At 74.2% G+C, this 23515-nt stretch carries 17 protein-coding genes; 8 read left to right on the forward strand and 9 right to left on the reverse strand.

The genetic code is table 11. The annotated features are described in order from the left end of the window. Positions 1–12 precede the first annotated feature (12 nt). From O7628_RS28645 to O7628_RS28660, 4 genes are read right to left on the reverse strand one after another with little or no spacing between them, the layout of a single operon-like run. A complete protein-coding gene (locus O7628_RS28645) occupies positions 13–1107 on the reverse strand; it encodes an ABC transporter ATP-binding protein (RefSeq protein ID WP_278135338.1) in 1095 nt (364 codons plus the stop codon). Continuing rightward, positions 1104–1925: an ABC transporter permease gene (locus tag O7628_RS28650; protein ID WP_278135340.1), complete on the reverse strand. Its 822-nt coding sequence runs from the start codon at positions 1923–1925 to the stop codon at positions 1104–1106. The genes O7628_RS28645 and O7628_RS28650 overlap by 4 nt, the downstream gene beginning before the upstream one ends. 6 nt (positions 1926–1931) lie before the next feature. Beyond that, complete coding sequence (gene modA, locus O7628_RS28655; RefSeq protein ID WP_278136433.1) at positions 1932–2678, reverse strand: molybdate ABC transporter substrate-binding protein; 747 nt, start codon at positions 2676–2678, stop codon at positions 1932–1934. 41 nt (positions 2679–2719) lie between these two features. Continuing rightward, positions 2720–3136, reverse strand: coding sequence for a TOBE domain-containing protein (locus O7628_RS28660; RefSeq protein WP_278135342.1), 417 nt, complete (start codon positions 3134–3136; stop codon positions 2720–2722). Positions 3137–3289: 153 nt separating this feature from the next. Between O7628_RS28660 and O7628_RS28665 the strand changes: the two genes are divergently transcribed. Then, complete coding sequence (locus tag O7628_RS28665; protein WP_278135344.1) at positions 3290–4864, forward strand: FMN-binding glutamate synthase family protein; 1575 nt, start codon at positions 3290–3292, stop codon at positions 4862–4864. A 56-nt stretch (positions 4865–4920) separates the two neighbouring features. Here the strand turns inward: O7628_RS28665 and O7628_RS28670 are convergent, their stop codons facing one another. Both O7628_RS28670 and O7628_RS28675 read right to left on the reverse strand, forming a co-directional pair. Continuing rightward, positions 4921–6102, reverse strand: a complete 1182-nt coding sequence (locus O7628_RS28670) for an acyl-CoA dehydrogenase family protein (RefSeq protein ID WP_074476340.1) — start codon at positions 6100–6102, stop codon at positions 4921–4923. A 173-nt stretch (positions 6103–6275) separates the two neighbouring features. Then, positions 6276–7121, reverse strand: coding sequence for a maleylpyruvate isomerase family mycothiol-dependent enzyme (locus tag O7628_RS28675; RefSeq protein ID WP_278135348.1), 846 nt, complete (start codon positions 7119–7121; stop codon positions 6276–6278). A 116-nt stretch (positions 7122–7237) separates the two neighbouring features. Between O7628_RS28675 and O7628_RS28680 the strand changes: the two genes are divergently transcribed. After that, the gene (locus O7628_RS28680) at positions 7238–8170 is read left to right on the forward strand and encodes a hypothetical protein (RefSeq protein ID WP_278135350.1); all 933 of its coding nucleotides are present in this window, start codon (positions 7238–7240) and stop codon (positions 8168–8170) included. A 58-nt stretch (positions 8171–8228) separates the two neighbouring features. On the opposite strand, the gene O7628_RS28685 is transcribed toward O7628_RS28680, so the two are convergent. Further along, entirely contained in the window at positions 8229–8774 is a 546-nt protein-coding gene (locus tag O7628_RS28685; protein WP_278135352.1) for a peroxidase-related enzyme, read from the reverse strand. Positions 8775–9011: 237 nt separating this feature from the next. Between O7628_RS28685 and O7628_RS28690 the strand changes: the two genes are divergently transcribed. The 3 genes from O7628_RS28690 to O7628_RS28700 all read left to right on the forward strand — a co-directional run bounded on the left by O7628_RS28690 (position 9012) and on the right by O7628_RS28700 (position 12127). Continuing rightward, the gene (locus tag O7628_RS28690) at positions 9012–10178 is read left to right on the forward strand and encodes a M20/M25/M40 family metallo-hydrolase (protein ID WP_178065374.1); all 1167 of its coding nucleotides are present in this window, start codon (positions 9012–9014) and stop codon (positions 10176–10178) included. Positions 10179–10228: 50 nt separating this feature from the next. Beyond that, a complete protein-coding gene (locus O7628_RS28695) occupies positions 10229–11347 on the forward strand; it encodes a glutamate--cysteine ligase (RefSeq protein ID WP_278135355.1) in 1119 nt (372 codons plus the stop codon). A gap of 180 nt (positions 11348–11527) precedes the next feature. Beyond that, positions 11528–12127, forward strand: a complete 600-nt coding sequence (locus tag O7628_RS28700) for a nitroreductase family protein (RefSeq protein WP_219825125.1) — start codon at positions 11528–11530, stop codon at positions 12125–12127. A 3-nt stretch (positions 12128–12130) separates the two neighbouring features. On the opposite strand, the gene O7628_RS28705 is transcribed toward O7628_RS28700, so the two are convergent. Together O7628_RS28705 and O7628_RS28710 are read right to left on the reverse strand one after the other, a co-directional pair. Then, entirely contained in the window at positions 12131–13684 is a 1554-nt protein-coding gene (locus O7628_RS28705) for an NAD(P)-binding domain-containing protein (RefSeq protein ID WP_178065371.1), read from the reverse strand. Positions 13685–13844: 160 nt separating this feature from the next. Further along, positions 13845–14159 (reverse strand): hypothetical protein, encoded by a 315-nt coding sequence (locus O7628_RS28710; protein ID WP_043969055.1) that lies wholly within the window; start codon positions 14157–14159, stop codon positions 13845–13847. A 584-nt stretch (positions 14160–14743) separates the two neighbouring features. Here O7628_RS28710 and O7628_RS28715 point away from each other — a divergent pair. From O7628_RS28715 to O7628_RS28725, 3 genes are read left to right on the forward strand one after another with little or no spacing between them, the layout of a single operon-like run. Then, positions 14744–16714, forward strand: a complete 1971-nt coding sequence (locus O7628_RS28715) for a CRTAC1 family protein (protein WP_278135359.1) — start codon at positions 14744–14746, stop codon at positions 16712–16714. Next, a complete protein-coding gene (locus O7628_RS28720; protein WP_278135360.1) occupies positions 16711–17694 on the forward strand; it encodes an enediyne biosynthesis protein in 984 nt (327 codons plus the stop codon). The genes O7628_RS28715 and O7628_RS28720 overlap by 4 nt, the downstream gene beginning before the upstream one ends. Beyond that, the gene (locus tag O7628_RS28725; RefSeq protein ID WP_278135361.1) at positions 17691–23513 is read left to right on the forward strand and encodes a type I polyketide synthase; all 5823 of its coding nucleotides are present in this window, start codon (positions 17691–17693) and stop codon (positions 23511–23513) included. The genes O7628_RS28720 and O7628_RS28725 overlap by 4 nt, the downstream gene beginning before the upstream one ends. The last annotated feature ends 2 nt before the right edge of the window (positions 23514–23515 follow it).

Below are 23515 nucleotides of genomic sequence, written 5' to 3' on the forward strand. Positions count from 1 at the left end.
CCGCCGCCCGGCTCAGGAACCCACCGGGTACGCGCGGGTCTCGGCGGCCTTCACCGCCACCCAAACCTGCTGGCCGGGGCGCAGCCGCAGCGCGGCGGCGGCCGCCGGGGTGACGTCGGCGGAGACCGGCAGCGGCCCGCCCAGCTCGACCCGCAGGCGGTCCCCGTGCCGCTGCACCCCCACCACGGTGGCGGGCCAGGTGTTGCGGGGGCTGCCGTCGGGCCGGGCGGGGTGCAGGGCGACGGCGGCGGGCGGGAACGCGACGAACGCCTCGCCCACGACGCGGTCGACGGCGGTCAGGGCCAGCGGACCGACCTGCACCCGGTGGCCGTCGGCGTGGCCCCGGTGCAGGTTCAGCCCCACCAGGCGGGCGACGTAGTCGGTGCGCGGGCGGGCGGTGACGGCCGCCGCGTCCCCCTCCTGGACCACCCGGCCGCCCTCCACGATGACCAGCCGGTCGGCGAGCACCAGCGCGTCGAGCGGGTCGTGGGTGACCAGCACGGTCGCGCCGGGGTGCGCGCCGAGGTGGCGGTGCAGCTCGGCGCGGGTGTCCACCCGGGTGCGGGCGTCGAGGGCGGCGAGCGGCTCGTCGAGCAGCAGCAGGGTCGGCTCCACGGCGAGGGCCCGGGCCAGCGCCACCCGCTGGGCCTGCCCGCCGGAGAGCTGCCGGGGCCGGCGGCGGGCGACGCCGGCGAGGCCGACCCGGTCCAGCCAGGCGTCGGCCAGGGCGCGGGCGGCGCGCCGGTCCGCGCCGCGCCGCCGGGGGCCGAAGGCGACGTTGTCGCGGGCGCTCAGGTGCGGGAAGAGCAGGTAGTCCTGGAAGACGACGCCGACCGGGCGGCGCTCGGGCGGGACCCACACCCGCCCGTCGGGACGGTCGAGGTCCACCCCGTCGAGGGTGAGATGCCCGGCCGTCAGCGGGTGCAGGCCGGCGAGGGCGCGCAGCGCGGTGGTCTTGCCCGCGCCGTTGGGCCCGAGCAGCGCGACCACCTCCCCCGCGCCCACCCGCAGCGCCACGTCCAAGTGGAATCCGCCCCGGTCGGCGACGAGGTGGGCGTCGAGCAGCGGCGTCCCGGCCGCGCGGCGGCGCGGCCCGGCGGCGGTCACGGGCCGGTGACCCAGCGGTCGCGCAGGCCGGCGAGGATCGCCACGGAGACGGTGAGCAGCACCAGGCTCAGCACGATGGCGGCCTCCAGGTCGGTCTCCAGGGCCAGGTAGACGGCCAGCGGCATGGTCTGGGTGCGGCCCGGGAAGTTGCCGGCGAAGGTGATCGTCGCGCCGAACTCGCCGAGGGCACGGGCCCAGCACAGCACCGCGCCGGCCGCCACCCCGGGGGCGACCAGCGGCAGGGTGACGTGGGTGAACGTCACCCACCGGCCCGCGCCCAGGGTCGCGGCGGCCTCCTCGTAGCGGGCGTCGGCGGCGCGCAACGCGCCCTCGACGGCGATGACCAGGAACGGCATGGCCACGAACGCCTCGGCGAGGACCACCCCGGCGGTGGTGAACGGCAGGGTGACGCCGAGGGTGGCGTCGAGCCAGCCGCCGAGCGGGCCCCGGCGGCCGAAGACCAGCAGCAGGGCCACGCCGCCGACCACCGGCGGCAGCACCAGCGGCACGGTGACCAGCGCCCGCACCAGCCGCCGGCCGGGGAACCGCACCCGCGCCAACACCCAGGCCAGGGGTACGCCGAGGACGAGGCAGAGCAGTGTCGCTCCGGTGGCGGTCAGCAGGGACAGCCGCAGCGCGGTGAGCACGCCCGGCGCGGCGAGCCGTTGCGGCAGGGTGGCCCACGGGGCTCGGGCGAGCAGCCCGGCCAGGGGCAGCACGAGGAACGCCAGCCCGAGGCCGGCGGGGACGAACAGGGCGAGGGGCGCCTGCCGGCGGGGGACACGGCGGCGCGGGGCCGGGGCGGGCGGGCGTACCACCGGCGGTCAGGCCCGGGGCGGCTGGAACCCGGCGGCGGCCAGCGCGGCCCGGCCCCGCTCGGACAGCACGTACGCGACGAAGGCCCGCGCGGCCGTCGGGTTGCCGGCCTGCCGCAGCACGACGATCGGGTAGTCGTTGACGGCCCGGGCCGACTCGGCAAACTCCACGGCGTCCACCTGGGACGCGGCGGCGGTGGCGTCGGTGCGGTAGACCAGCGCGGCGTCGACCTCGCCGAGGCGGACCTTGGCCAGCGCGCCCTTGACGTCGGATTCGAGGGTGACCGGGGTGAGCGCCACTCCGGCGGCGGCCAGGGCGGTGCGGGCCGCCGCGCCGCAGGGCACCTGCTCGGCGCAGAGCGCCACCTTCACCCCGGGCCGGGTCAGGTCGGCCAGCGCGCCGACGCGCCCCGGGTTGCCCTCCGGCACGGCGATGACCAGCTGGTTGCGGGCGAAGGTGGCCGGGGCGTCGACGGCGTTGCCGGCGTCGGTGACCGGGCGCATGGTGGCCGGGGACGCGGCGGCGAACACGTCGGCGGGGGCGCCCTGGTTGACCTGGGTGGCGAGGGCCGCGCTGCCGGCGAAGCCGAACGTGACGGTGGTGCCCGGGTGGGCGGCCTCGAACTCGTCGCCGAGCCGGGTGAACGCCTCCGTCAGCGACGCCGCCGCGAGGACGGTGACCGGGCCGCGCACCCCGTCGCCGCCCTCCCCCGGCTGGTCGGCCCCGCCGACGCAGCCGGCGAGGGCGAGGGCCATTGCGAACGCCCCGGCGAGGGCGGTGCGGGTCGTCGCTGCGGTCACGTGCCGGTCCTGCCTTTCGCAGCGGTCGGCCGCTCCACCACGACCGTCGTCGACTTGATCACCGCGACGGCGAGCGCGCCGACCTCGAGGCCCAGGTCGTCGACCGCCTCCCGGCTCATCAGCGACACGACCCGGAACGGCCCGGCCTGGATGTCGACCTGGGCCATGACGGTGTCCTTGACCACGGCGGTGACGATGCCGCGCAGCCGGTTGCGCGCCGAGGAGAGCTCGGCGTGCTCCTCGGGCGTGGCCGCCGCGGCCCGGACGAACGCGGCCAGGTCCACGCCGTCGAGCACCCGGTGGCCCTGCGCGTCGCGGGTGGCGGCGAGGCGGCCGGCGTCGACCCAGCGCCGCACCGTGTCGGTGCTGACGCCGAGCAGCTCGGCGGCCTCGCCGATCCGGAACATCGCCACGCCGGCAGCATACCGTGCCGCATCTGCGAGGTCGATGGCGTCCAACCCCCTGGCATCCACAGGCCGGATCGGCTCCCGACGGCGGCAGGTGCGATGAGAGGCGTGGCCTGGTCGAGCCGTGCGGCGGGCGGCGGGTGCGGGGAGACTGGCGGCATGAGATGGGCCCGCCGAGCCGTACCCGCCGTCGCCGCCGCCGTCGCGGCCCTCGCCGCCCGCGACGTCCTGCAACGCGACCACGCCCTGCTGCGCAACTTCCCCGTGCTGGGGCGGACCCGGTACCTGCTGGAGTCGCTCGGCCCGGAGCTGCGGCAGTACATCGTCGCCGGCAACAACGAGGAGCGGCCGTTCACCCGCGACCAGCGGCGCTGGGTGTACGCGTCGGCGAAGCAGGAGAACAACTACTTCGGGTTCGGCACGGACAACGACATCGAGTACACGGCCGGCTATCCGATCATCAAGCACCGCACGTTCGGCCGGGCCGTGCCGCCGTCGACGCCGACGGCGGGTCAGGAGGTGCGGCTGCCCTGCGCCAAGGTGCTCGGGGCGGCCCGGGGGCGGGCGCGGGCGTTCCGGCCGGAGTCGGTGGTCAACATCTCCGGGATGAGCTTCGGCTCGCTGTCGGGCAACGCCGTGGCGGCGCTCAACCGGGGCGCGGCCCTGGCCGGCTGCCTGCACAACACCGGCGAGGGCGGCCTGTCGCCGTACCACCGGCGCGGCGGGGAGCTGGTGTTCCAGCTCGGCACGGCCTACTTCGGCTGCCGCGACGCGCGCGGCCGGTTCGACCTGGCCCGGCTCAGGGACCTGGTCGCCGGCGCGCCGGTGCGGGCGCTGGAGGTGAAGCTGAGCCAGGGCGCGAAGCCGAGCCTCGGCGGGCTGCTGCCGGGGGCGAAGGTGTCGGCGGAGATCGCCGCGACCCGGGGCGTCCCGCAGGGGCGCGACTGCGTCAGCCCGTCCCGGCACGCCGAGTTCTCCGACTGCGACAGCCTGCTGGACTGGGTCGAGCTGCTGGCCGCCGAGACCGGCCTGCCGGTGGGGATCAAGTCCGCCGTCGGCGACCTCGGCTTCTGGGCGGAGCTGGCAGACCTGATGCGCGACACCGGCCGGGGCGTCGACTTCGTCACCGTCGACGGCGGCGAGGGGGGCACCGGCGCCGCCCCGCTGATCTTCACGGACTCGGTGTCGCTGCCGTTCCAGCAGGGCTTCTCCCGGGTCTACCGGGTCTTCGCCGAGCGGGGGCTGCACGAGCAGGTGGTGTTCGTCGGCGGCGGCAAGCTGGGCCTGCCGGACAACGCCGTGGTGGCGTTCGCCCTCGGCTGCGACATGGTCAACGTGGGCCGGGAGGCAATGCTGGCGATCGGCTGCATCCAGGCCCAGAAGTGCCACACCGACACCTGCCCGACCGGGGTGGCGACGCAGCACCCGTGGCTGGCCCGGGGCCTGGACCCGGCGCGCAAGTCGGTGCGGGCGGCGAACTACCTGCGGACCCTGCGCCGGGACCTGGTGCGGGTCGCCGAGGCGTGCGGGGTGGAGCACCCCGGGCTGATCGACGCCGACTCGGTGGAGATCCTCGACGGACGCACCTCGGCCACACCGCTGCGCGAGGTGTACGGCTACCGTCCCGACTGGGGCCTGCCCTCGGCGGCCGACCGGGCGGAGATCGTCCGGCTGATGACCCCGCGGGCACCCCGGGGCGGCACCGCGACGCCCTCCCCCACCGCCGTGGGCTGACGCCGCGCCGCCGCCCCCAGCGGCGGCGGTGGGGGCGGCGGCGCGGCGCTCAGGCGTCACATGTAGAGGGTGTTGGGCTCCAGCCCGCACAGCACCCGGCCGTACAGCTCGGTGTTGACGTCGGGGACGACGAGGCCGTGCAGCGCGGCGGAGGTGATGTCCCGCACGATGCGCTGGATCGGCACGTCGGTGTAGATGGAGGTGCCGCCGCTGGCCATCTGGAAGGTGTCGGCGACCTCCTTGGCCAGCCGGGCCGCCTCGCCCTGGTCGGCGCGCACCCGGACCCGCTCCTCGACCGTCCACGCCTCGCCGCTGAACGCCTTGTGGTCGACGACCTCGGCGATCCGCCGGGCGTGGAACATCGCCTGGTCGATCTTGTGGGCGGCGGCCCCGACCCGCAGGTGGGTCAGCGGGGCCTCCGCCTGGCTCGGGTAGTCGGTGTAGATGATCTTCCGGTCGGGCAGCCGGTCGAAGAAGGTGTCCCACGCCGCCTTGGCGATCCCCACCAGCATGCCGACCCCGGAGACCGCGGCGACCAGCGTGGCCGGGGTCGAATAGATCGGGATGTTCCGGTTGGTCTCCGACAGCGTGTTCGGGGCGAGCGCCGCGCCCAGCGGGATGACCCGCTCGGCGGGCAGGAAGACGTCGGTGGCCACCGTCGTGATGCTGCCCGAGCCGCGCAGCCCGGTGGTGTGCCAGTCGTCGACGAGCTCCATGTCGGACATCGGCACCATGGTCATCACCGGCTCCGGCTCGGCGCCGTCGCGCAGGATCACGGCCGCCGCCTCCATCCAGTGCGCGTGGTGCGCGCCGCTGACGAAGGGCCACCGCCCGTTGAGGAGGTAGCCGCCCTCGACCGGCACCATCGTGCCCTTGGGGGCGTTGGTCCCGCAGACCCGCACGTCGGGGGTCGAGAAGACCTCGTCCTGCACCGCGTCGGGGAACATGCAGACCAGGTAGGTGGGGATCCAGTTCACCATCGCGACCCAGGCCACGGAGGCGTCGATGCGGCCCAGGGCCGCGCCGACCTCGACCAGCGTCGCGCCGTCGCACTCGTAGCCGCCGTAGCGCTTGGGCACCCGCATCCGGAAGATGCCCGCCTCGGCCATCGCCTCGACTGTCGCCTCGTGCAGGCGGCGATTCTCCTCCGACCAGGCCACGTGCTCCCGCAGCACCGGCTCGGCCTTGGCGACGCGGCTGAGGATCTCCTCGCGCGTCGGGGTTTCGGTTACAGTCACCAGTCCTCCTTGGGAAGGCTCTCCGGTCTTGTGGACCTTGTCCGTCCCACGGTCGCACCCGTCGCCGTGCGGGCACTTCTTCCGTGTTGCGCCCCCGCCGTTCGCCGCCGGCCCGGCCGCCAGCCGGCCGGCGCGGCCGCCCCGCACCGGGTTCGGCGGGGCGGCCGCGCAGGTCAGGACGGCAGGCGCATGGTGCGCAGGAAGACCGGCAGCAGCCAGGGTCGGCGGCCGCCGACCCAGAGCTTGCGGGAGAGGACCGCGCGCGGCCGGGACACCCGGCCGAACAGCATCAGGGTGAACACGGCCGGGTCGAAGGAGAGCCGGACGTCCGGACGGGGCTCGGTCGGCGCCACCGTCACCCGGCCGTCGGCCAGGGCCATCGTCACCTCGGGGCCGAAGCGGTGCCGGAAGTTCACCGAGACGGTCCCCGGATGCACCGGGCCGTCGCGGTCCAGCAGCCGGCCGTAGCCGCGGCGGGTCATGTCCACCATGAACAGGTCGACGAAGAGCGCCGCGTCGGCGGGATCGACGACCCAGCGCCGGCCGACCGCCCGGGCGATGTCCCAGGCGTGCAGGTTCAGCTCGTTGAGCAGGTGGGCCAGCAGGCCGGTGACCGGCAGCCGGGCCCCGCCGAGCCAGGACACCTCGTGCTCCGGACCGGCCTCGTCGACCGCCCGCAGCACCTCCTCGACGTCGGCGCGCAGCCGGTCGGCCAGCGCCGGCAGCCGCCGCTCGGTGAAGTGCCGCAGCACCTCGGCGTTCATCACCGAGATCGTGTCGACCGTGGTGCGCCGGCGCAGTTCGAGCAGGTCGGGCACCGGCAGGTCCGGCGGCGCGCCCCGGACCAGGGCTAGGCCCATCGCGGCGACCCCGCACAGGTGGGCCATGGTGTCCGCCACCGTCCAGTGCGCGGTGGCGGGCCTCTCGGGCGGGGCGTCGTCGACGAGGTCGAGCAGCCGCCCGAGGACGACGGGCACGGAGGCGCGGACGCGACGCCACTGGTGCGGGTTGACCGACATGTGTCCACGATGGAGGATGCCGGCGCGCGAACACTTGTTCGAGGTTGCCGTCCTGCCGGGGCGGATCGGGCAACCTCGAAGAAGCCGATGCGGTCACCCGTCCCCACAATCCATCCATGGCAGTCACCGAAAGAGGACGCGCGGTCCACCTCTCCGCGCGCACCCACCCGCGCTCGCGCGGGATCGTCCTGGGCGGCGTCGCGGCGGGAGTCCTGCTGGCGGTGCTGTGGTCGTACGAGTTCGTCGACCACGTGATCGGCGACAACGTCGCCAACACCCTGCTGGGCCACGACGCGAAGAGCACCGCCATCGGTGGCACCGTCGCGGGCCTGGTCTTCGCCTTCGTCTCCGGCCTGGCCGGCACGTTCACGGCGTGCAACATCGCGATGGCGGCCGCGGTCGGCCCGATGAGCCAGGCCGGCGGGGCGGGGGCGACCCGGGCCGGGCTGCGCGTCCTGCTGCGGCCGGTCGGCTGGCTCACCGTCGGGATGGTGGCGGTCGCCGCGACGTACGGCTTCGTGGGCGTGCTGCTCGGCGACCGGCTGCCGCAGCTGTCCACCGGCACCGTCGGCGGGCTGCCGGTGCGCCTGGTCCAGTCGATGGTCGTCTTCGGCGTGATCGGCCTCGCCTTCGTCTACCTCGGCCTGGCCGCCCTCGGCACGCTGCCGGACCCGTTCGCGCACCGCCCGGTCGCCCGGGTCGTGGTGCTCGGCGCGCTCGTCGGCGGGTTCCTCATCGGCCGGCCGTACCCGCTGTTCAACAAGCTGTTCCACTGGGCGGTGGACACCGGCAACCCGCTCTACGGCGCGGGCGCGTTCGTGCTCCAGTCGCTGGGCAACATCGCCATCGTCGCCGCGCTGTTCGCGCTGGTCATCGTGGTCACCCGGGGCCGGTTCGTGCAGTGGCTCGCCGCCAGCCCGGCGCGGACGGCCGCGGTCACCGGGGCGCTGCTGATCGCGCTCGGCGTGTTCATGGTCGTCTACTGGGACGTGCGGCTGCCCGCCATGTTCGGCTACGGCTGGTTCCCCACCATGCCGTACAACGGTTAGGCCGCCGGTCGTGCCGGCGGGCGCGGGCCCGCGCCCGCCGGGCCGGGGCCACCCGGACCTAGCCGACGTACCCGCCGACCTTGATCCGCTGCGCGGTCTCGGTGTAGGCCGACGGGTCCTCCGGAAGCCGGGTGCCGAGCCCGTCGACGTAGCGGTTGAACATGCAGAACGCGGCCGCGATCAGCACCGTGTCGTGGATCTCCAGGTCGGTCGCGCCCTCGGCGCGGGCCGCGTCGACCAGCGCGGCGCTCACGTCACGGCCGCTCGCCTGGACCGCGGCGGCGATCCGCAGCAGGCCGCGCAGCTTCGCGGAGACCTCCGCGGTGTCCGGGTCCACCCGGACCTGGGTCACCAGCGGCATGCCCCCGTCGAGCTGGGCGGCGGCGAACGCCGAGTGCGACGAGCAGCAGAACGTGCACTCGTTGAGCCCGGAGACGTACGCGGCGATCAGCTCCCGCTCGCCGGCGCTGAGGGTGGGGTGCGGGGCGTGCAGCAGCGCCTCGGCCAGGGCGTTGAGCGCCACGGCGGTCTCCGGCCGATAGCGCATCAGCCCGCTGATGCCCGGGTACTGCGTCTCGTCCAGGCCCAGATCGATGTGTGCCACGTGTCTCTCCTCGGCGTGACAGGCCGCGGCCGGCGGCGACGCGGTCCTGCTGCGCATGGTGCCGGCCCCGCCGCCCGTCCGCTTCTTCGACCGTGCCCACTGCGGCCGGCGCCCGCGGCCCGCGGGCTCTTCGAGAATGCCGTGCCCGGGGCCGGCACCTGGGCCGACACGGAGGGCGACGAGCAGGGCACGGATGCGTATTGCCGCTGCGCAGCAGCCGCTGCCACGATCGGCACCATGGTCGACACGACGCACATACGGCAGGGGGCCCGGGCGCAGTCCGGGACCATGGTGGACCGACTTCGTCAACTCGTGCACGCCGAATCCCCGCCCGGGGCGGTGCGACGCCTGCACGCCTGCGCCGACCTGCTGGAGAGCTGGATCAGCCCGCTGCTGGGCCGGCCAGCCGTGCGGGTCACCCGCGACGGGCTGCCGCACCTGCTCTGGCAGGCCGAGGACCAGCGGGTGCTGCTGCTGGGGCACTACGACACGGTGTGGCCGGAGGGCACCACGCGGGACTGGCCCTTCGCGCTCGCCGAGCACGTCGCCACCGGGCCCGGGGTGTGCGACATGAAGTCCGGCATCGTCCAGCTGGTGACCGCGCTGTCCCTGCTGCCCGACCCCTCCCGGGTGGGGGTGCTGCTGACCTGCGACGAGGAGAGCGGGTCGCCGACGTCCCGGCCGCTGATCGAGCAGCAGGCCCGGCGGTCGCGGGCGGTGCTGGTCTGCGAGCCGGCCACGGAGACCGGCGCGCTGAAGGTCGCCCGCAAGGGCGGTTCGCGGTACGAGATCACCGTGCGCGGCCGGGCCGCGCACGCCGGCGTGGAGCCGCACCGGGGGGTGAACGCGGCCGTCGAGCTGGCCCACCAGGTCCTCGCCGTGCGGGCGTTCGCCGCCGAGGGCACCAGCGTCACCCCGACGGTGCTCAGCGCCGGCAGCATCAGCAACCAGGTGCCCGAGTCGGCGACGTTCTGCGTCGACGTGCGCGCCTGGACCCGCGAGGAGCTCGACCGGGTGGACCGGCAGATCCACGCGCTGACCCCGCAGCTGGCCGAGGCCGCGCTCGTGGTGGGTGGCGGGATCAACCGCTACCCGTTGCAGGAGGCGGTGGCGATGCCGCTGCTGGAGGTCGCCCGGCGGGCGGGCCGCGAGCTGGGCCTGCCGCCGCTGGAGGCCGCGCACGCCGCCGGCGCGTCCGACGCGAACTTCACCGGCTCGCTGGGCGTGGCCACCCTCGACGGCCTGGGCGGGGTGGGCGGCGGGTCGCATGCCCGCAGCGAGTGGGTGGACGTGAGCCAACTGCCCGACCGGGCCGCCCTGCTCGCCGCGACCGTCGCCGGGGTACTCACTCGGCAGCGGCGGGGCCCGGCCCCCGCGGCCCGGGGCGTGCCCGCGCGCCTGTGAGGCGCGTCGCTGCTGGCCACGGGCCCGCCCACCGTCCATAATGGTGTGTCATGAGCAGCACCACAGGCCGGCACCCGGCCCCGCCCCGCTTCGGGGTGGAGGAGGAGTTCCTCGTCGTCGACGCCGTCACCCGGGCCCCGGCGCCCCGGGCCGCCGAGGTCGTCGCGGCGGCGTCGACGTCGCTCGGTGAGCGGGTGTCCGGGGAGATCACCACACTGCAACTGGAGACCAGGACCCACGCCTGCGGCACCCTCGGCGAGCTGACCGACCAGCTCGGCGAGGCCCGCAAGGTCGTCGCGGACTGCGCCCAAGCGGCGGGGCTGCGGGTGGTGGCCACCGGCACGGCCCCCGTCGCCGGGGCGGTGCCCCCGCCGATGACCGTCGGCCCGCGCCAGACCCGGGGCGCCGAGACCTTCCGGGGGCTGCACGACGAGCTGGCGCTGTGCGCGCTGCACGTGCACGTGGAGCTGCCGGACCGGGACCGGGCCGTGCTGGTCGGCAACCACCTGCGGCCCTACCTTCCGCTGCTGCTGACCCTCACGGCGAACTCGCCGTACTGGGACGGCCGCGACTCCGGCTACGCGAGCTGGCGCACCACGGTCTGGGGCCGGTGGCCGGTGGCCGGCCCGCCGCCGGTGTTCGACTCGGCGGCGCACTACGACGAGGTGGTCGGGCGGTTGCTGGACGCCGGCGCCCTCGTCGACCGGGCCACCATCTTCTGGGACGTCCGCCCCTCGGAGCGGCACCCGACCCTGGAGGTCCGGGTGGCCGACTCGGCCCTCACCGCCGAGGACGCGGCGCGCTACGCGGCGCTGGTGCGGGCGCTCGTGGCGCACCTGACGGCGGCGGTGGACGCCGGCGAGCCCGCCCCGCACGTCGCCGGGGAGCTGCTGCGGGTGGCCTACTGGCGGGCCGCCCGCGACGGCCTGGCCGGCGCGGGCCTGGACCCGCGCACGGGCCGGCTGCGCCCGGCGGCCGAGCTGGCCCGCGAGCTGCTGGCCACGGTGGAGCCGGCGCTGCGCGCCCACGGCGACCACGACGCCGTCGCGCGGTGGCTGGAGCAGCTCGACGCCGACGGCACCGGGGCGCGGCGGCAGCGGGCGGTCGTGCGCGCCGGCGGGACGCTCGCCGACGTCGTCGACCGGCTGGCGGAGTGGACGGCGGGCTGACCTGCGCCGAGTGACCGGCGGCCGGTCCCCCGGTCGGACCGCCCGGATCTGGGCAATCGCGCACAACCGGCGGCGGGTGCCGTGGGTGATGCTGGAGGGGCCCCGACCTGCTGATGGAGGCCGTTCATGGACCAGATCGCGACCACCCCGTTCCACCTGGACCGGCTGGAACCCACGCTGATGAACCGCACCGCCCGGGCGTTCGCCGACCGGATGGCGGCCCGCCGGTCGGTGCGGCACTTCTCCGACGAGCCGGTGCCGCTGGAGGTCGTCGAGGAGGCCGTCCGGGCCGCCGCGACCGCCCCCAGCGGCGCCAACCTGCAACCCTGGCGGTTCGTGGTGGTGACCGACGCCGACCGCAAGCGGCGGCTGCGCGAGGCCGCCGAGGCCGAGGAGATCGAGTTCTACACCCGCCGCGCGTCCCGGGAGTGGCTCGACGCGGTGGCCCCGATGGGCACCGACTGGCAGAAGCCGTTCCTGGAGACCGCCCCGGTGGTCATCGTCGTGTTCGAGGTGCACCAGGGGCCGCAGACCCCGAAGCCCTACTACGTCAAGGAGTCGGTCGGCATCGCCGTCGGCGTGCTGATCACCGCCCTGCACCTGTCCGGGCTGGCCACGCTCACCCACACGCCCAGCCCGATGCGGTTCCTCAACGAGATCTGCGACCGCCCGGCCGAGGAGCGCGCCTGCCTGGTGATGCCGGTCGGCTACCCGGCCGAGGGGGTCACCGTGCCGCAGCTGACCCGCAAGGCGCTGTCGGAGGTCATGGTCCTGCGGTAGACCTCACCGCCCCAGGTCCGCGGAGAAGAACTCGCGCAGGGGCTGCACGTGCCGGTCCTGCCGACGCCACTCGGCGAGCAGGTCCTCCAGCAGGTGCAGCTCCTCGACCAGCTCCCCGCCCCGGTAGCGGCGCACGACCGGGTGGATGAAGGCGCTCTCGGCGGCCCGGTCCGGCTGCGGGTGCCGCTCGATGGCGAACACGTCGTGGTACGCGTCGCGGCCCCAGCGCAGCGAGAACGTGTAGTAGTGGCTCTCGCCGCCGAACCGGGCGACCGCGTGGTCCTCCGGCAGGTCGTGGTAGTGGCGCACCACGCCGGCGGCCGCGTCGACGACGAGGACGTCGCAGAGGAACTCGAACTGGGTCCACAGCGCCGAGCTCCAGTTGACCCGGTCCAGCACCACCTCGGTGAGCGCCTCGGCGTCGGCCGCCACCTTCTCGTACGCCAGCGGCGCGCCCTCGTACCGCTCGCGCAGCAGGGCGGTGAGCGTACGCAGGTTGTAGCGGAAGCCGTCGATGAACGCCGACGACGCCTTCTTGAAGTCACGGTCCTGGGCGAGCGTGCCGGCGAAGTAGAGCCCGTCGACGTCGACCGACTGCCAGTCGGGACGGGTGGCGGGCAGCCGCCCGCTGGGCACCATGCCGGGGCGGCAGTTGTCGGCGAAGACCGAGGTGTCCATGGCGAAGCCGGTGCAGCGCAGCACCGACTCGTACTCCATCACGGCGGTCTCGCCGTCGGCGTGGGTGTAGGTCAGGCGCACCTCGTACTTGTCGCCCACGGGGCGGATCTCGTCGATGACGCAGTCGAGCACGGAGTGCAGGGTCTTGAACTGGTAGCTGTCCAGGACCGCGCCGTGGTGGCCGCGTACGTCGCCGGGGTGCTTGGTGTTCCAGGCCAGCCGCAGCGGACGCGGGCTGGCCAGGTGGATCATGGCGGCGTGCCCGAGGATCGCCGAGGCGGTCTCGAACGCCGAGTTGCCCTTGCCGAGGATGAGCACCCGCTGGTCGGCGTAGTCGGCCGGGTCGGTGGACATGTCCTCGTAGCCGATCGCGTGCTCGATGCCGCGCACGTCGGGGATGTTGGGCCGGCCCCAGCCGGCGGCCCACACCACGCAGTCGGCGTGCAGCAGCCGGCCGCCGGCGCGCACGAGGAAGCCGTCGTCGGTCTTGGTGACCAGCTCGACGGCCGTGTCGTAGCGGACGGCGAGGCCGTGGTGGCGGGCGAAGTCGCCAAGGTAGCGGACCATGTCGTCGGCGGAGGGGAAGTATTCCCGGCTGTAGTCGGCGAACGGCAGGTCGGCCGGGGTGTGCAGCAGCGAGTTCCAGTCCCAGCGCAGCCGGATCTCGGGGTCGGTGCTGGTGGTGTGCACCTTGTTCAGGGAGATCAGCTTGCGGTGGCGGGGGAACCGGCGGAAGAACTCGCCGGGTTCGGCCGCGCGCTCCAGCGTCAGGTAGTCGCTGCCGGCCTGCTGGAGGTAGTAGCTCAGCTGAAGGCCGGCCGGGCCGGCGCCGATGATCAGGTAACGGTGGTGCTCGGTGCCCTCTGGCAAGTCGGTCATGGTCGCTCCCGCGTCGAGTACCCATGACCATTGTGGATAAATGCACTTAAGTCAATACATATCCAGGTCGGATGGTGCCGCCGAAGGACGAATCCGGGTCCTGCCGGCGGCCCGCCGCCCCCGCCGGACGGGCGGGGGCGGCCGGCCTGCGGGCGGCGGCTCAGGCGGGCTGGGCGGCCGGCTCGCGGTGGCCGCTGACCTTCGCCGCCGGCATCGGCCCGCCCTTGGCGGTGCCGGTCATCTCGTCGCCGTCGATCGTCACGTCGAAGGCCAGGTCCATCCGCATCGGCTTCTTGATCGACTGGTACCAGGACAGCCGGTTGCCCTCCAGCGTGAGATCGTTCAGGGTGAGCGTCTCCTTCTCACCGCGGGAGATGCCCTGCAGGACACCGTCCTTGCTGAACAGCTCCAGCTCGGTGCGGCGGACGCCGAACGGGGTGGCCACGGCCACCTTCCAGAATCCCTCGACAGACACGGCGGCTTCCTCTCTTCCCGGGGTCCCGGGCGGGGGGGTCCCGCAGGACGACGCCCGGGCGGCGCCTCGGGCAGCGCCGCCACCCACGCTAGCCATCGCGCCGGCGGCAGTTAGTCGCCATATTGCCGTCTTGCGCCGGCGGGTGGACACAGCGGGTCAACGCGGCGAGATCGACCAATAGGGATCCGACGCGTCAAATCGTCCGCTATACGCGAACTAAACCGCCCCCATCCTGCGAAAACGTCGGGAGCAATGTGAAAGAAGCGCGCCCCGGCGCCACCGTCGCACGATGAACCTGGCCTGATCCGGTCGCCGAGCATCCACTTTTCCCGCCCGCCGCAGGAGGAAACCAGGCACGCCAGAAAACAGATTCGCCGCGTCGACGGAAAATTGCCGGGGAAACAATCTTCCGCCGGCCGGACCGTCGCGCCGCGAAGCCCCCGACGTCAGGCGACACTCCCCCACCCCTTGCCGCGCAGCACCCCGGGACCGCCCGTGGAACACCGCCGCGGTGATGCCGTCTGCCCTGTTCGCGCCATCGGCTTTGGCAGAAGCCGATGGCTCTGTTGTAAGGAGACCGTACCGTGCTGGGTCAACGCGCACGCTCGCTCAGTCCCGGAATAGTCGCGATTCTACTCGTGGCCTCGCTCTTTTTCATCATCGACAGCCGCGTGTCGGTCGCCGGCGCCGACGAAGCCGCCACGAAGTACCGCTTCACAGAGCAGTCGATCGCCTACCCGGACGGCTACGACCAGCTACCGAAGAAAACGATTCGCGACGTCAACCGCTCGTACCACAAGATCCGGGCCTGGATCTCCTCGGTCGGCGCGAGCATCGCGATCAACGACCTGACCGGCCACGGCCGCGCCAACAGCCTCTGCTTCGTGGACGTGCGCACCGACAAGGTCGTCGTGACCTACGCGCCCACCGCGCCCAAGGAGGACCAGTTCGCGCCGTTCATCCTCGACCCGGCGCCGCTGCCGATCGACGACACGATGGCGCCGATGGGCTGCGTGCCGGGCGACTACAACCTCGACGGCCGGATGGACCTCATGGTCACCTACTGGGGCCGGGTGCCGATCCTGTTCCTGCACAAGGCCAGCGCCACCACGGTGTCCAACGCCACCTACCAGCGCCAGGAGCTGCTGCCGCAGAGCTCGCCCGACGGGATCTACCACGGCCCGAAGTGGCACACCAACGCCTCGCTGGTCAGCGACCTGGACGGCGACGGCAAGCCGGACGTGGTGATCGGCAACTACTTCCCCGAGTCCGACGTGCTCAACACGCGGGGCCAGGACAACGTCGAGATGAACGAGACGCTGTCCAGCGCCACCAACGGCGGCGGCAGCCACGTCCTGCGCTGGGTGTCGGCGACCTCGGGCGACAACCCGTCGGTGACCTTCGTGCCGGAGCGCGCCGCGATCCCGTTCGTCGCGTCGACCGGCTGGACGCTGGGCCTCAACGCCGCCGACCTCACCGGCCGGGGCCTGCCCGACGTCTACGTCGCCAACGACTTCGGCCACGACCACCTGCTGCACAACGTCTCCCGGCCGGGCCGCATCGAGTTCAAGGTCGCCCGCGGCGAACGCACCCCGACCACGCCCAAGTCGTTCGTGCTCGGCAACGGCTCGTTCAAGGGCATGGGCATCGACTTCGGCGACCTCGACCGCAACGGCAGCTTCGACATGATGGTCTCCAACATCACCACGGCCTGGGGCCTGGAGGAGAGCAACTTCGTCTGGATCAACAAGGCCCGCGACGAGCGCGACATGCTCGCCAAGCTCGACAAGGGCGTCGCCCCGTTCACCCAGGAGGCCCGCCCGCTCGGCCTGGCCTGGAGCGGCTGGGGCTGGGACGTGAAGTTCGGCGACTTCCTCAACAGCGGCGACCTGGAGGTCGTGCAGACCCTCGGCTTCGTCAAGGGCAAGATCGACCGCTGGCCGTGGCTGCAGGAGATGGCCATGATGAACGACGACCTGATGTCCAACCCGGCGATGTGGCCGAACATGCAGCCCGGTGACGACATCGCCGGCAGCCAGCCGCTGGCGTTCTTCGCCCGCACCGAAAGCGGCGAGTTCGCCAACATCACCAAGCAGGTCGGCCTGGACGTGCCGATCCCCACCCGGGGCATCGCCACCGCCGACACCCGCGGCATCGGGGCGCTGGACCTCGCCGTGGCCCGGCAGTGGGGCGCGCCGGCGTTCTACGCCAACGAGGCGCCCGCCAAGGGCAACTACCTGAACCTGCGGCTGTACCGGCCCGCGGTCGGCGCCGCGGAGGGCCAGATGCTCTGCACCCCGGCGTACGGCGCCACCGTCACGGTCACCACGCCGGACGGTCGCAAGCAGATCTCCCAGCTCGACGGCGGCAGCGGCCACGGCGGCAAGCGCAGCTTCGAGGTCCACTTCGGGCTGGGGGCCAGCAGCGGCCCGGTCACCGTCGACATGCGTTGGCGCGACCTCAGCGGCCAGCAGCACCGCACCAGCCAGCAGCTCACCGCCGGCACGCACACCCTCGTGCTGACCGACCGCGTCGAGGAGGTTCCGAACCGATGACCACGATCGCCCCGCCCCCCAGCATCGACACCGCGCCCGCGGCGCCCATCCGCCCCGCGCCGGCCAAGCCCGAGCCCGACCGCCGTTACCTGGCGCTGCGCAATTTCGCCATCTCGATCAGCGTCTTCAACATCTTCGGCTACACGCTGCTCGGCTTCGAGCAGCCGTGGCTGTGGCCCATCTTCGCGGTGCTCACCGGCTACGCCACCGAGCTGACCTTCGAGCTGATCCGGGCCCGGGCCAAGAAGGAGACCCCCCGGTTCCTCGGCGGCGGAGGCCGCCGGGTGTACGAGTTCCTGCTGCCCTCGCACATCACCGCGCTGGCCTGCAACATGCTCCTGTACGCCAACGACATGTTCCTGCCGATCGCGTTCGCCGTGATCGTCGGCGTGACCGGCAAGTACGTCTTCCAGGCCCCGGTCTACGGCCGGATGCGGCACTACATGAACCCGTCGAACTTCGGCATCACGATGGCGCTGGTCTGCTTCGGCTCCTGGATCTCCATCGCCCCGCCGTACCAGTTCACGGAGAACGCCAACACGTACTTCCGGATCATGATCCCGATCATCATCGTGACCGCCGGCACCGTGATCAACGCGCTGCTGACCCGCAAGGTCCCGCTGATCGTGGGCTGGCTCGGCGGCTTCGCCATCCAGGCGTTCCTGCGGGCCTGGATCTGGGACGTGGCCCTGTTCTCGGCGCTGGCCGTGATGACCGGCGTGGCGTTCGTGCTCTTCACCAACTACATGATCACCGACCCGGGCACCACCCCGGTCAAGCCGATGAACCAGTTCATGTTCGGCTCCGGCGTGGCCATGGCCTACGGCGTCCTGATGCTGTTCAACGTCGTCTACACGCTCTTCTTCGCGGTGGTCGTCGTCTGCGGCATCCGCGGCATCGGCTGGTGGATCGCGGACATGCGCAAGAAGTCCCGGGCCGCCGCCAAGCTGACCCTCGACACCCCCAGGAGCATCGCGTGAGCGACCGGATAGCCGTCGTCGGGATCGCCTGCCGCTATCCCGACGCGGAGGACACCAACCAGCTGTGGGAGAACGTGCTCACCGGCCGCCGGGCGTTCCGCCGGCTGCCCGACGAGCGGATGAACGCCGAGGACTACTACTCCCCCGACCCCGCCGCACCCGACCGGTTCTACTCGGCCAAGGCCGCCGTCATCGAGGGCTTCGAGTTCGACCGGGTCAAGTACAAGATCGCCGGAAGCACCTTCCGGTCCACCGACATGACGCACTGGCTGGCCCTGGACACCGTCGCCCGGGCCCTGGCCGACGCCGGCTTCGCCGACGGCGAGGGGCTGCCGCTGGCCACCACCGGCGTCGTCATCGGCAACACCCTCACCGGCGAGTTCAGCCGGGCCAACCTGCTGCGGCTGCGCTGGCCGTACGTGCGGCGCACCGTCGGGGCGGCGCTGCGCGAGCAGGGCTGGGACGACGCGGCCGTCGGCGCGTTCCTCGACGAGCTGGAGCCGCGCTACAAGGCGCCGTTCCCGCCGATCGACGAGGACACCCTGGCCGGCGGGCTGGCCAACACCATCGCCGGCCGGGTCTGCAACCACTTCGACTTCAAGGGCGGCGGCTACACCGTCGACGGGGCCTGCTCGTCGTCGCTGCTGTCGGTCGCCACCGCCTGCAACGCCCTGGCCCGGGGCGACCTCGACGCCGCCGTCGCCGGCGGCGTGGACCTGAGCATCGACCCGTTCGAGGTGATCGGCTTCGCCAAGACCGGCGCGCTGGCCACCGGCGAGATGCGGGTCTACGACCGCAACTCCAACGGGTTCTGGCCCGGCGAGGGCTGCGGCATGCTGGTGCTGATGCGCGACGAGGACGCGGTCGCGCGCGGCCTGCGCCGGCACGCCGTCATCGCCGGCTGGGGCTACTCCTCCGACGGCAAGGGCGGCATCACCCGGCCGGAGGCCAGCGGGCACCGGCTGGCCATCCGCCGGGCGTACGAGCGGGCCGGCTTCGGCATCGACTCGGTGTCCTACCTGGAGGGTCACGGCACCGGCACCGCCGTCGGCGACGCCACCGAGCTGACCGCGTTCACCGAGGCCCGGCGGGAGGCCGACGCGACGGCGGCGCCCGCCGCGATCAGCACCGTGAAGGGCAACTTCGGCCACACCAAGGCCGCCGCCGGGGTCGCCGGGCTGCTCAAGGCGATCCTCGCCGTGCGCCAGCAGGTCATCCCGCCGGCCACCGGGCACGTGGACCCGCACCCGGTGCTCGACGTGGAGCAGCCCGCCCTGCGGGTGCCCGCCACGGCGGAGCTGTGGCCGGCCGACAAGCCGATCCGCGCGGCCGTGTCGTCGATGGGCTTCGGCGGCATCAACGCGCACGTGGTCGTCGAGAGCGCGGAGAGCGGCCGGCGCACCCGCATCGGGGCGTCGACGACCGCGCTGGTGCGCTCCCGGCAGGACACCGAGCTGCTGATGTTCGACGCGCGTACCCCGCAGGAGCTGGGCTCGCGGCTGTCGGACCTGGCGCCGTGGGTGGGCCGCCTGTCGTACGCGGAGCTGGGCGACCTGGCGGTGACCCTGGCCGGGAAGCTGGCCGGACGGCCGGTGCGGGCGGCGGTGGTCGTCGCCTCGCCCGAGCAGGCGCGGCAGCGCCTGGAGCGGCTGGTCGAGCTGGTCGACGCGGGCGAGCAGCGGGTGATCGACGCGGCCGGCGGCGTCTTCCTCGGCGCGGCGGGCCCCGCCCCCCGGATCGGGTTCCTCTTCCCCGGCCAGGGCGCGGGCCGGCGGGCGGACGGCGGCGCGCTGCGCCGCCGGTTCGAGGAGATCGACGCCCTCTACCAGGCGCACCAGCCGCCGCCCGGCGCGGACCTGGTGGCCACGGCCGTGGCGCAGCCGCGGATCGTGACCGCGTCGGTCGCGGGCCTGCGGGCGCTGTCGATGCTCGGCATCCGGGCCACCGGTGCGGCCGGGCACAGCCTCGGCGAGCTGACCGCCCTGCACTGGGCCGGCGCGATGGACGAGCAGACGCTCATCGCCACCGCCGGGGCGCGGGGGCGGATCATGGCCGACGCCAGCGCCGGGGACGGCACGATGGCCAGCATCTCCGCCGCCCCCGAGGCGGTGGAGCCGCTGCTGGCCGGCACGCCGGTGGTCATCGCCGGCTACAACAGCCCGGAGCAGACCGTGGTCTCCGGCCCGGTCGACGCGGTGCTGCGGGTCGGCGCGGCGGCCGAGCGGGCCGGGCTGTTCTGGACCCGGATCGCGGTGTCGCACGCCTTCCACTCCGAGGCCGTCGCCCCGGCGGCGGTCGCGTTCGCCGAGCACCTGCGCGGCGAGAGCTTCGCGCCGCTGGCGCAGCCGATGGTCTCCACGGTCACCGGCGACGTGCTGCCGGCCGACACCGACGTGCCGGAGCTGCTGCGCCGGCAGGTGCTGGACCCGGTGCGGTTCACCCAGGCGGTGCGCCGCCTCGCCGACGACGCCGACCTGCTGCTGGAGGTCGGCCCGGGCCGGGTGCTGCGCGGGCTGGCCGCCGACATCGCCCCGGAGGTGCCGACGGTCTCGCTGGAGACCGACAGCCTCTCCCTCGCCGGCCTGCTCAACGCCGTCGGGGCGGCGTACGCGGCGGGCGCGGCGGTGAACCACGAGGCGTTGTTCCAGGACCGGTTCGCCCGGCCGCTGGAGCCGGGCCGGCCGCTGCGGTTCTTCGCCAGCCCCGCCGAGTCGGCCCCGGCCGGGGACTTCGCGGTGGCCCGTACCGCGCAGGAGCTGGCCGCCGTCGCGGCCGCGCCGGACGGCGCGTCGGTGGCGGTGTCCGGGCCCGGCGCGACCCTCGACAGCCTGGAGCTGCTGCGCCGGCTCGCCGCCGAGCGGGCCGAGCTGCCGCTGGAGGCCGTGCGGCCGGACAGCCGGCCGCTGGACGAGCTGCACCTCAGCTCGATCACCGTCGGCCAGATCGTCAACCAGGCCGCCCGGGAGCTCAACGTGGCCGCGCCGACGCTGACCTCCAGCTACGCCACCGCCACGGTGGCGGAGATCGCGCAGATCCTCGACGACGCCGCCGGCGACGCGGCCGGCGGCGACGAGCAGGAGGCCTCGATCGCCGGGGTGGCCCCGTGGGTGCGGGCGTTCGCCGTCGACCTGGTGCCCACCGAGGTGGGGCCGCGCGTCGGCGCCCCGGCCGACGGGGAGTGGCAGGCGTTCACCGCCGGGCACAACCCGCTCGCCGAGCCGCTGCGCACGGCGCTGCACCAGGCCCGGGTGGGCGGCGGCGTGCTGCTGTGCCTGCCGCGCGACGGCCAACCCGAGCACATCCCGGTGCTGCTGCGGGCCGCCCGGGCCGCGCTGGCGCAGGGCGGCGCCGCGCGGTTCGTGACGGTGGGTGACCGGCGCACCGCCGCCGGCCTGGCCAAGACGCTGCACCAGGAACACCCGGAGATCGCCACCACGGTGGTCACCCTGCCGCTGGTCGACGAGCCCACCGAGGAGTCGCTGGCGGCCGCGGTGACCCGGGTGGTCGCCGACGTGGCGGCCACCGCCGGGTTCAGCGAGGTCCACTACGACGCCGACGGCAACCGGCACGTGCCCGTGCTGCGGCCGGCGGCCCTGCCGCCCAACGGCGGGCCGGGGCTGGGCGTGGAGGACGTGCTGCTGGTCACCGGCGGCGGCAAGGGCATCACCGCCGAGTGCGCCCTGGCGCTGGGGCGGGACACCCTCGCGGCGGTCGGCCTGATCGGCCGCTCCGACCCGGCGACCGACGCCGAGCTGGCGGCCAACCTCGACCGGCTCACCGCCGCCGGGGTGCGCTTCCACTACGCCCGCGCGGACATCACCGCGCTGGACGAGGTGAAGGCGGCCGTCAACGACATCGAGCGGGTCCTCGGCCCGGTGACCGGCGTGCTGCACGGCGCCGGCCGCAACGAGCCGACGGCGGTGGCCAACCTCGACGAGGCGACGTTCCGGCGGACCCTCGCCCCGAAGATCGACGGGCTGGAGGCCGTGCTCGCCGCGACCGACCCGCACACGCTGCGGCTGCTGGTCACCTTCGGCAGCATCATCGGCCGGGCCGGGCTGCGCGGCGAGGGGCACTACGCCACGGCCAACGACTGGATGACCGACCTGACCCGCAAGGTCGGCGAGGACTACCCGCACATCCGGTGCCTGGCCCTGGAGTGGTCGGTGTGGTCCGGGGCCGGCATGGGCGAGCGGCTCGGGGTGCTGGAGGCCCTCACCCGCGACGGCATCGCGCCGATCCCCGTGGAGGCCGGCATCGCCACGCTGAAGGAGGTGCTGGCCAGCCCCGCCGCGCCGCAGGCGCTGGTGGTGATGGGCCGCGCCGACGGCCTGGCGACGGTCACGCTGGAGCGGCGCGAGCTGCCGCTGCTGCGCTTCGTCGACCGGCCGCAGGTGCACTACCCGGGCGTGGAGCTGGTCGTGGACGCGGACCTCACCGCCGACGATGACCTCTACCTGGCCGACCACCTGCTCGACGGGGACCTGCTCTTCCCCGCCGTGCTGGGCATGGAGGCGATGGCGCAGGCGGCGTCGGCGCTCACCGGGCGCACCGAGGCCCCGGTGCTGGAGGACGTCGAGCTGCTGCGGCCGATCGTGGTGCCGCCCACCGGCAGCAACACGATCCGCATCGCGGTGCTCGCCGCCGCCGACGGCACGGTCGAGGCGGTGGTGCGCAGCAGCGACACCAACTTCGCCGCCGACCACTTCCGGGCCCGGCTGCGCTGGGACCGGCCGCTGCGGGTCGAGGCCCGGGCGGGCACCGCCGCGGCGGGGCTGCTGCCGATCGACCCGGCCCGCGACCTGTACGGCCCGGTGCTGTTCCAGGGCCGGCGGTTCCAGCGCCTGCTGGGCTACCTGGACCTGGCGGCGAAGAGCTGCACGGCGCGGGTGTCCAACCGGCCGGTCGACGCGTGGTTCGCCCGGTACCGCCCCGGCGACCTGGTCCTCGGCGACCCGGGCACCCGGGACACGGTGATGCACGCGTTGCAGTGCTGCGTGCCCGACGCGACGCTGCTGCCGGGTGCGATCGAGCGGCTGCACCTGGCCGACCCGAAGGTCGCCGCGACCCTGGACACGGTCACCATCCACGCGGTGGAGCGGCTGCGCCAGGGCGACACCTACCACTACGACGTGGACGTCTGCGACGCCGACGGCAACCTCGTCGAGCGGTGGCAGGGGCTGCGCCTGCACGCCGTGCGCAAGCAGGACGGCACGGGGCCGTGGCTGCCGGCGCTGGTCGGCCCGTACCTGGAGCGGCGGGTCGGCGCGTTCCTGCCCGACGAGCTGCGCGTCGTGGTGCGGCCCGACGACTCCGACGCCGCCGGCACGCAGGCCCGCCGCCGGCAGACCGCCCGCGCGGTGAGCTGGGCGCTGGGCACGGAGACGACGGTGCGGTACCGGCCGGACGGCAGGCCGGAGGTCGACGGCGACGTCCGGATCTCCGCCTCGCACGCCGCCGGCGTCACCGTCGCCGTGGCCGGCGCCTCGGCGGCCGTGGGCTGCGACGTGGAGCTGGCCGCGGCCCGCTCCGCCGACGAGTGGGCCGGGCTGATCGGCGCCGACGGCCTGGCCCTGGCCACGCTGCTGGCCCGGGAGCAGGGCGAGGACCTGTCGGTCGCCGCCACCCGGGTCTGGGGCGCGGTGGAGTGCCTGCGCAAGAACGGCCACGCCCGGGTCGACCTGGTGGCCGAGCCGAACGGCACGGCGGGCTGGGTGGCCCTGCGGTCGGGGGCGGCGCGCATCGCCACCTTCGTCACCACGCTCAACGACGTCGCCGACCCGGTGGTGTTCACGATGCTGGCGGAAGGAAGCAGGTGAAG

This window comes from Micromonospora sp. WMMD956, assembly GCF_029626125.1.
GTDB lineage: Bacteria > Actinomycetota > Actinomycetes > Mycobacteriales > Micromonosporaceae > Micromonospora > Micromonospora carbonacea.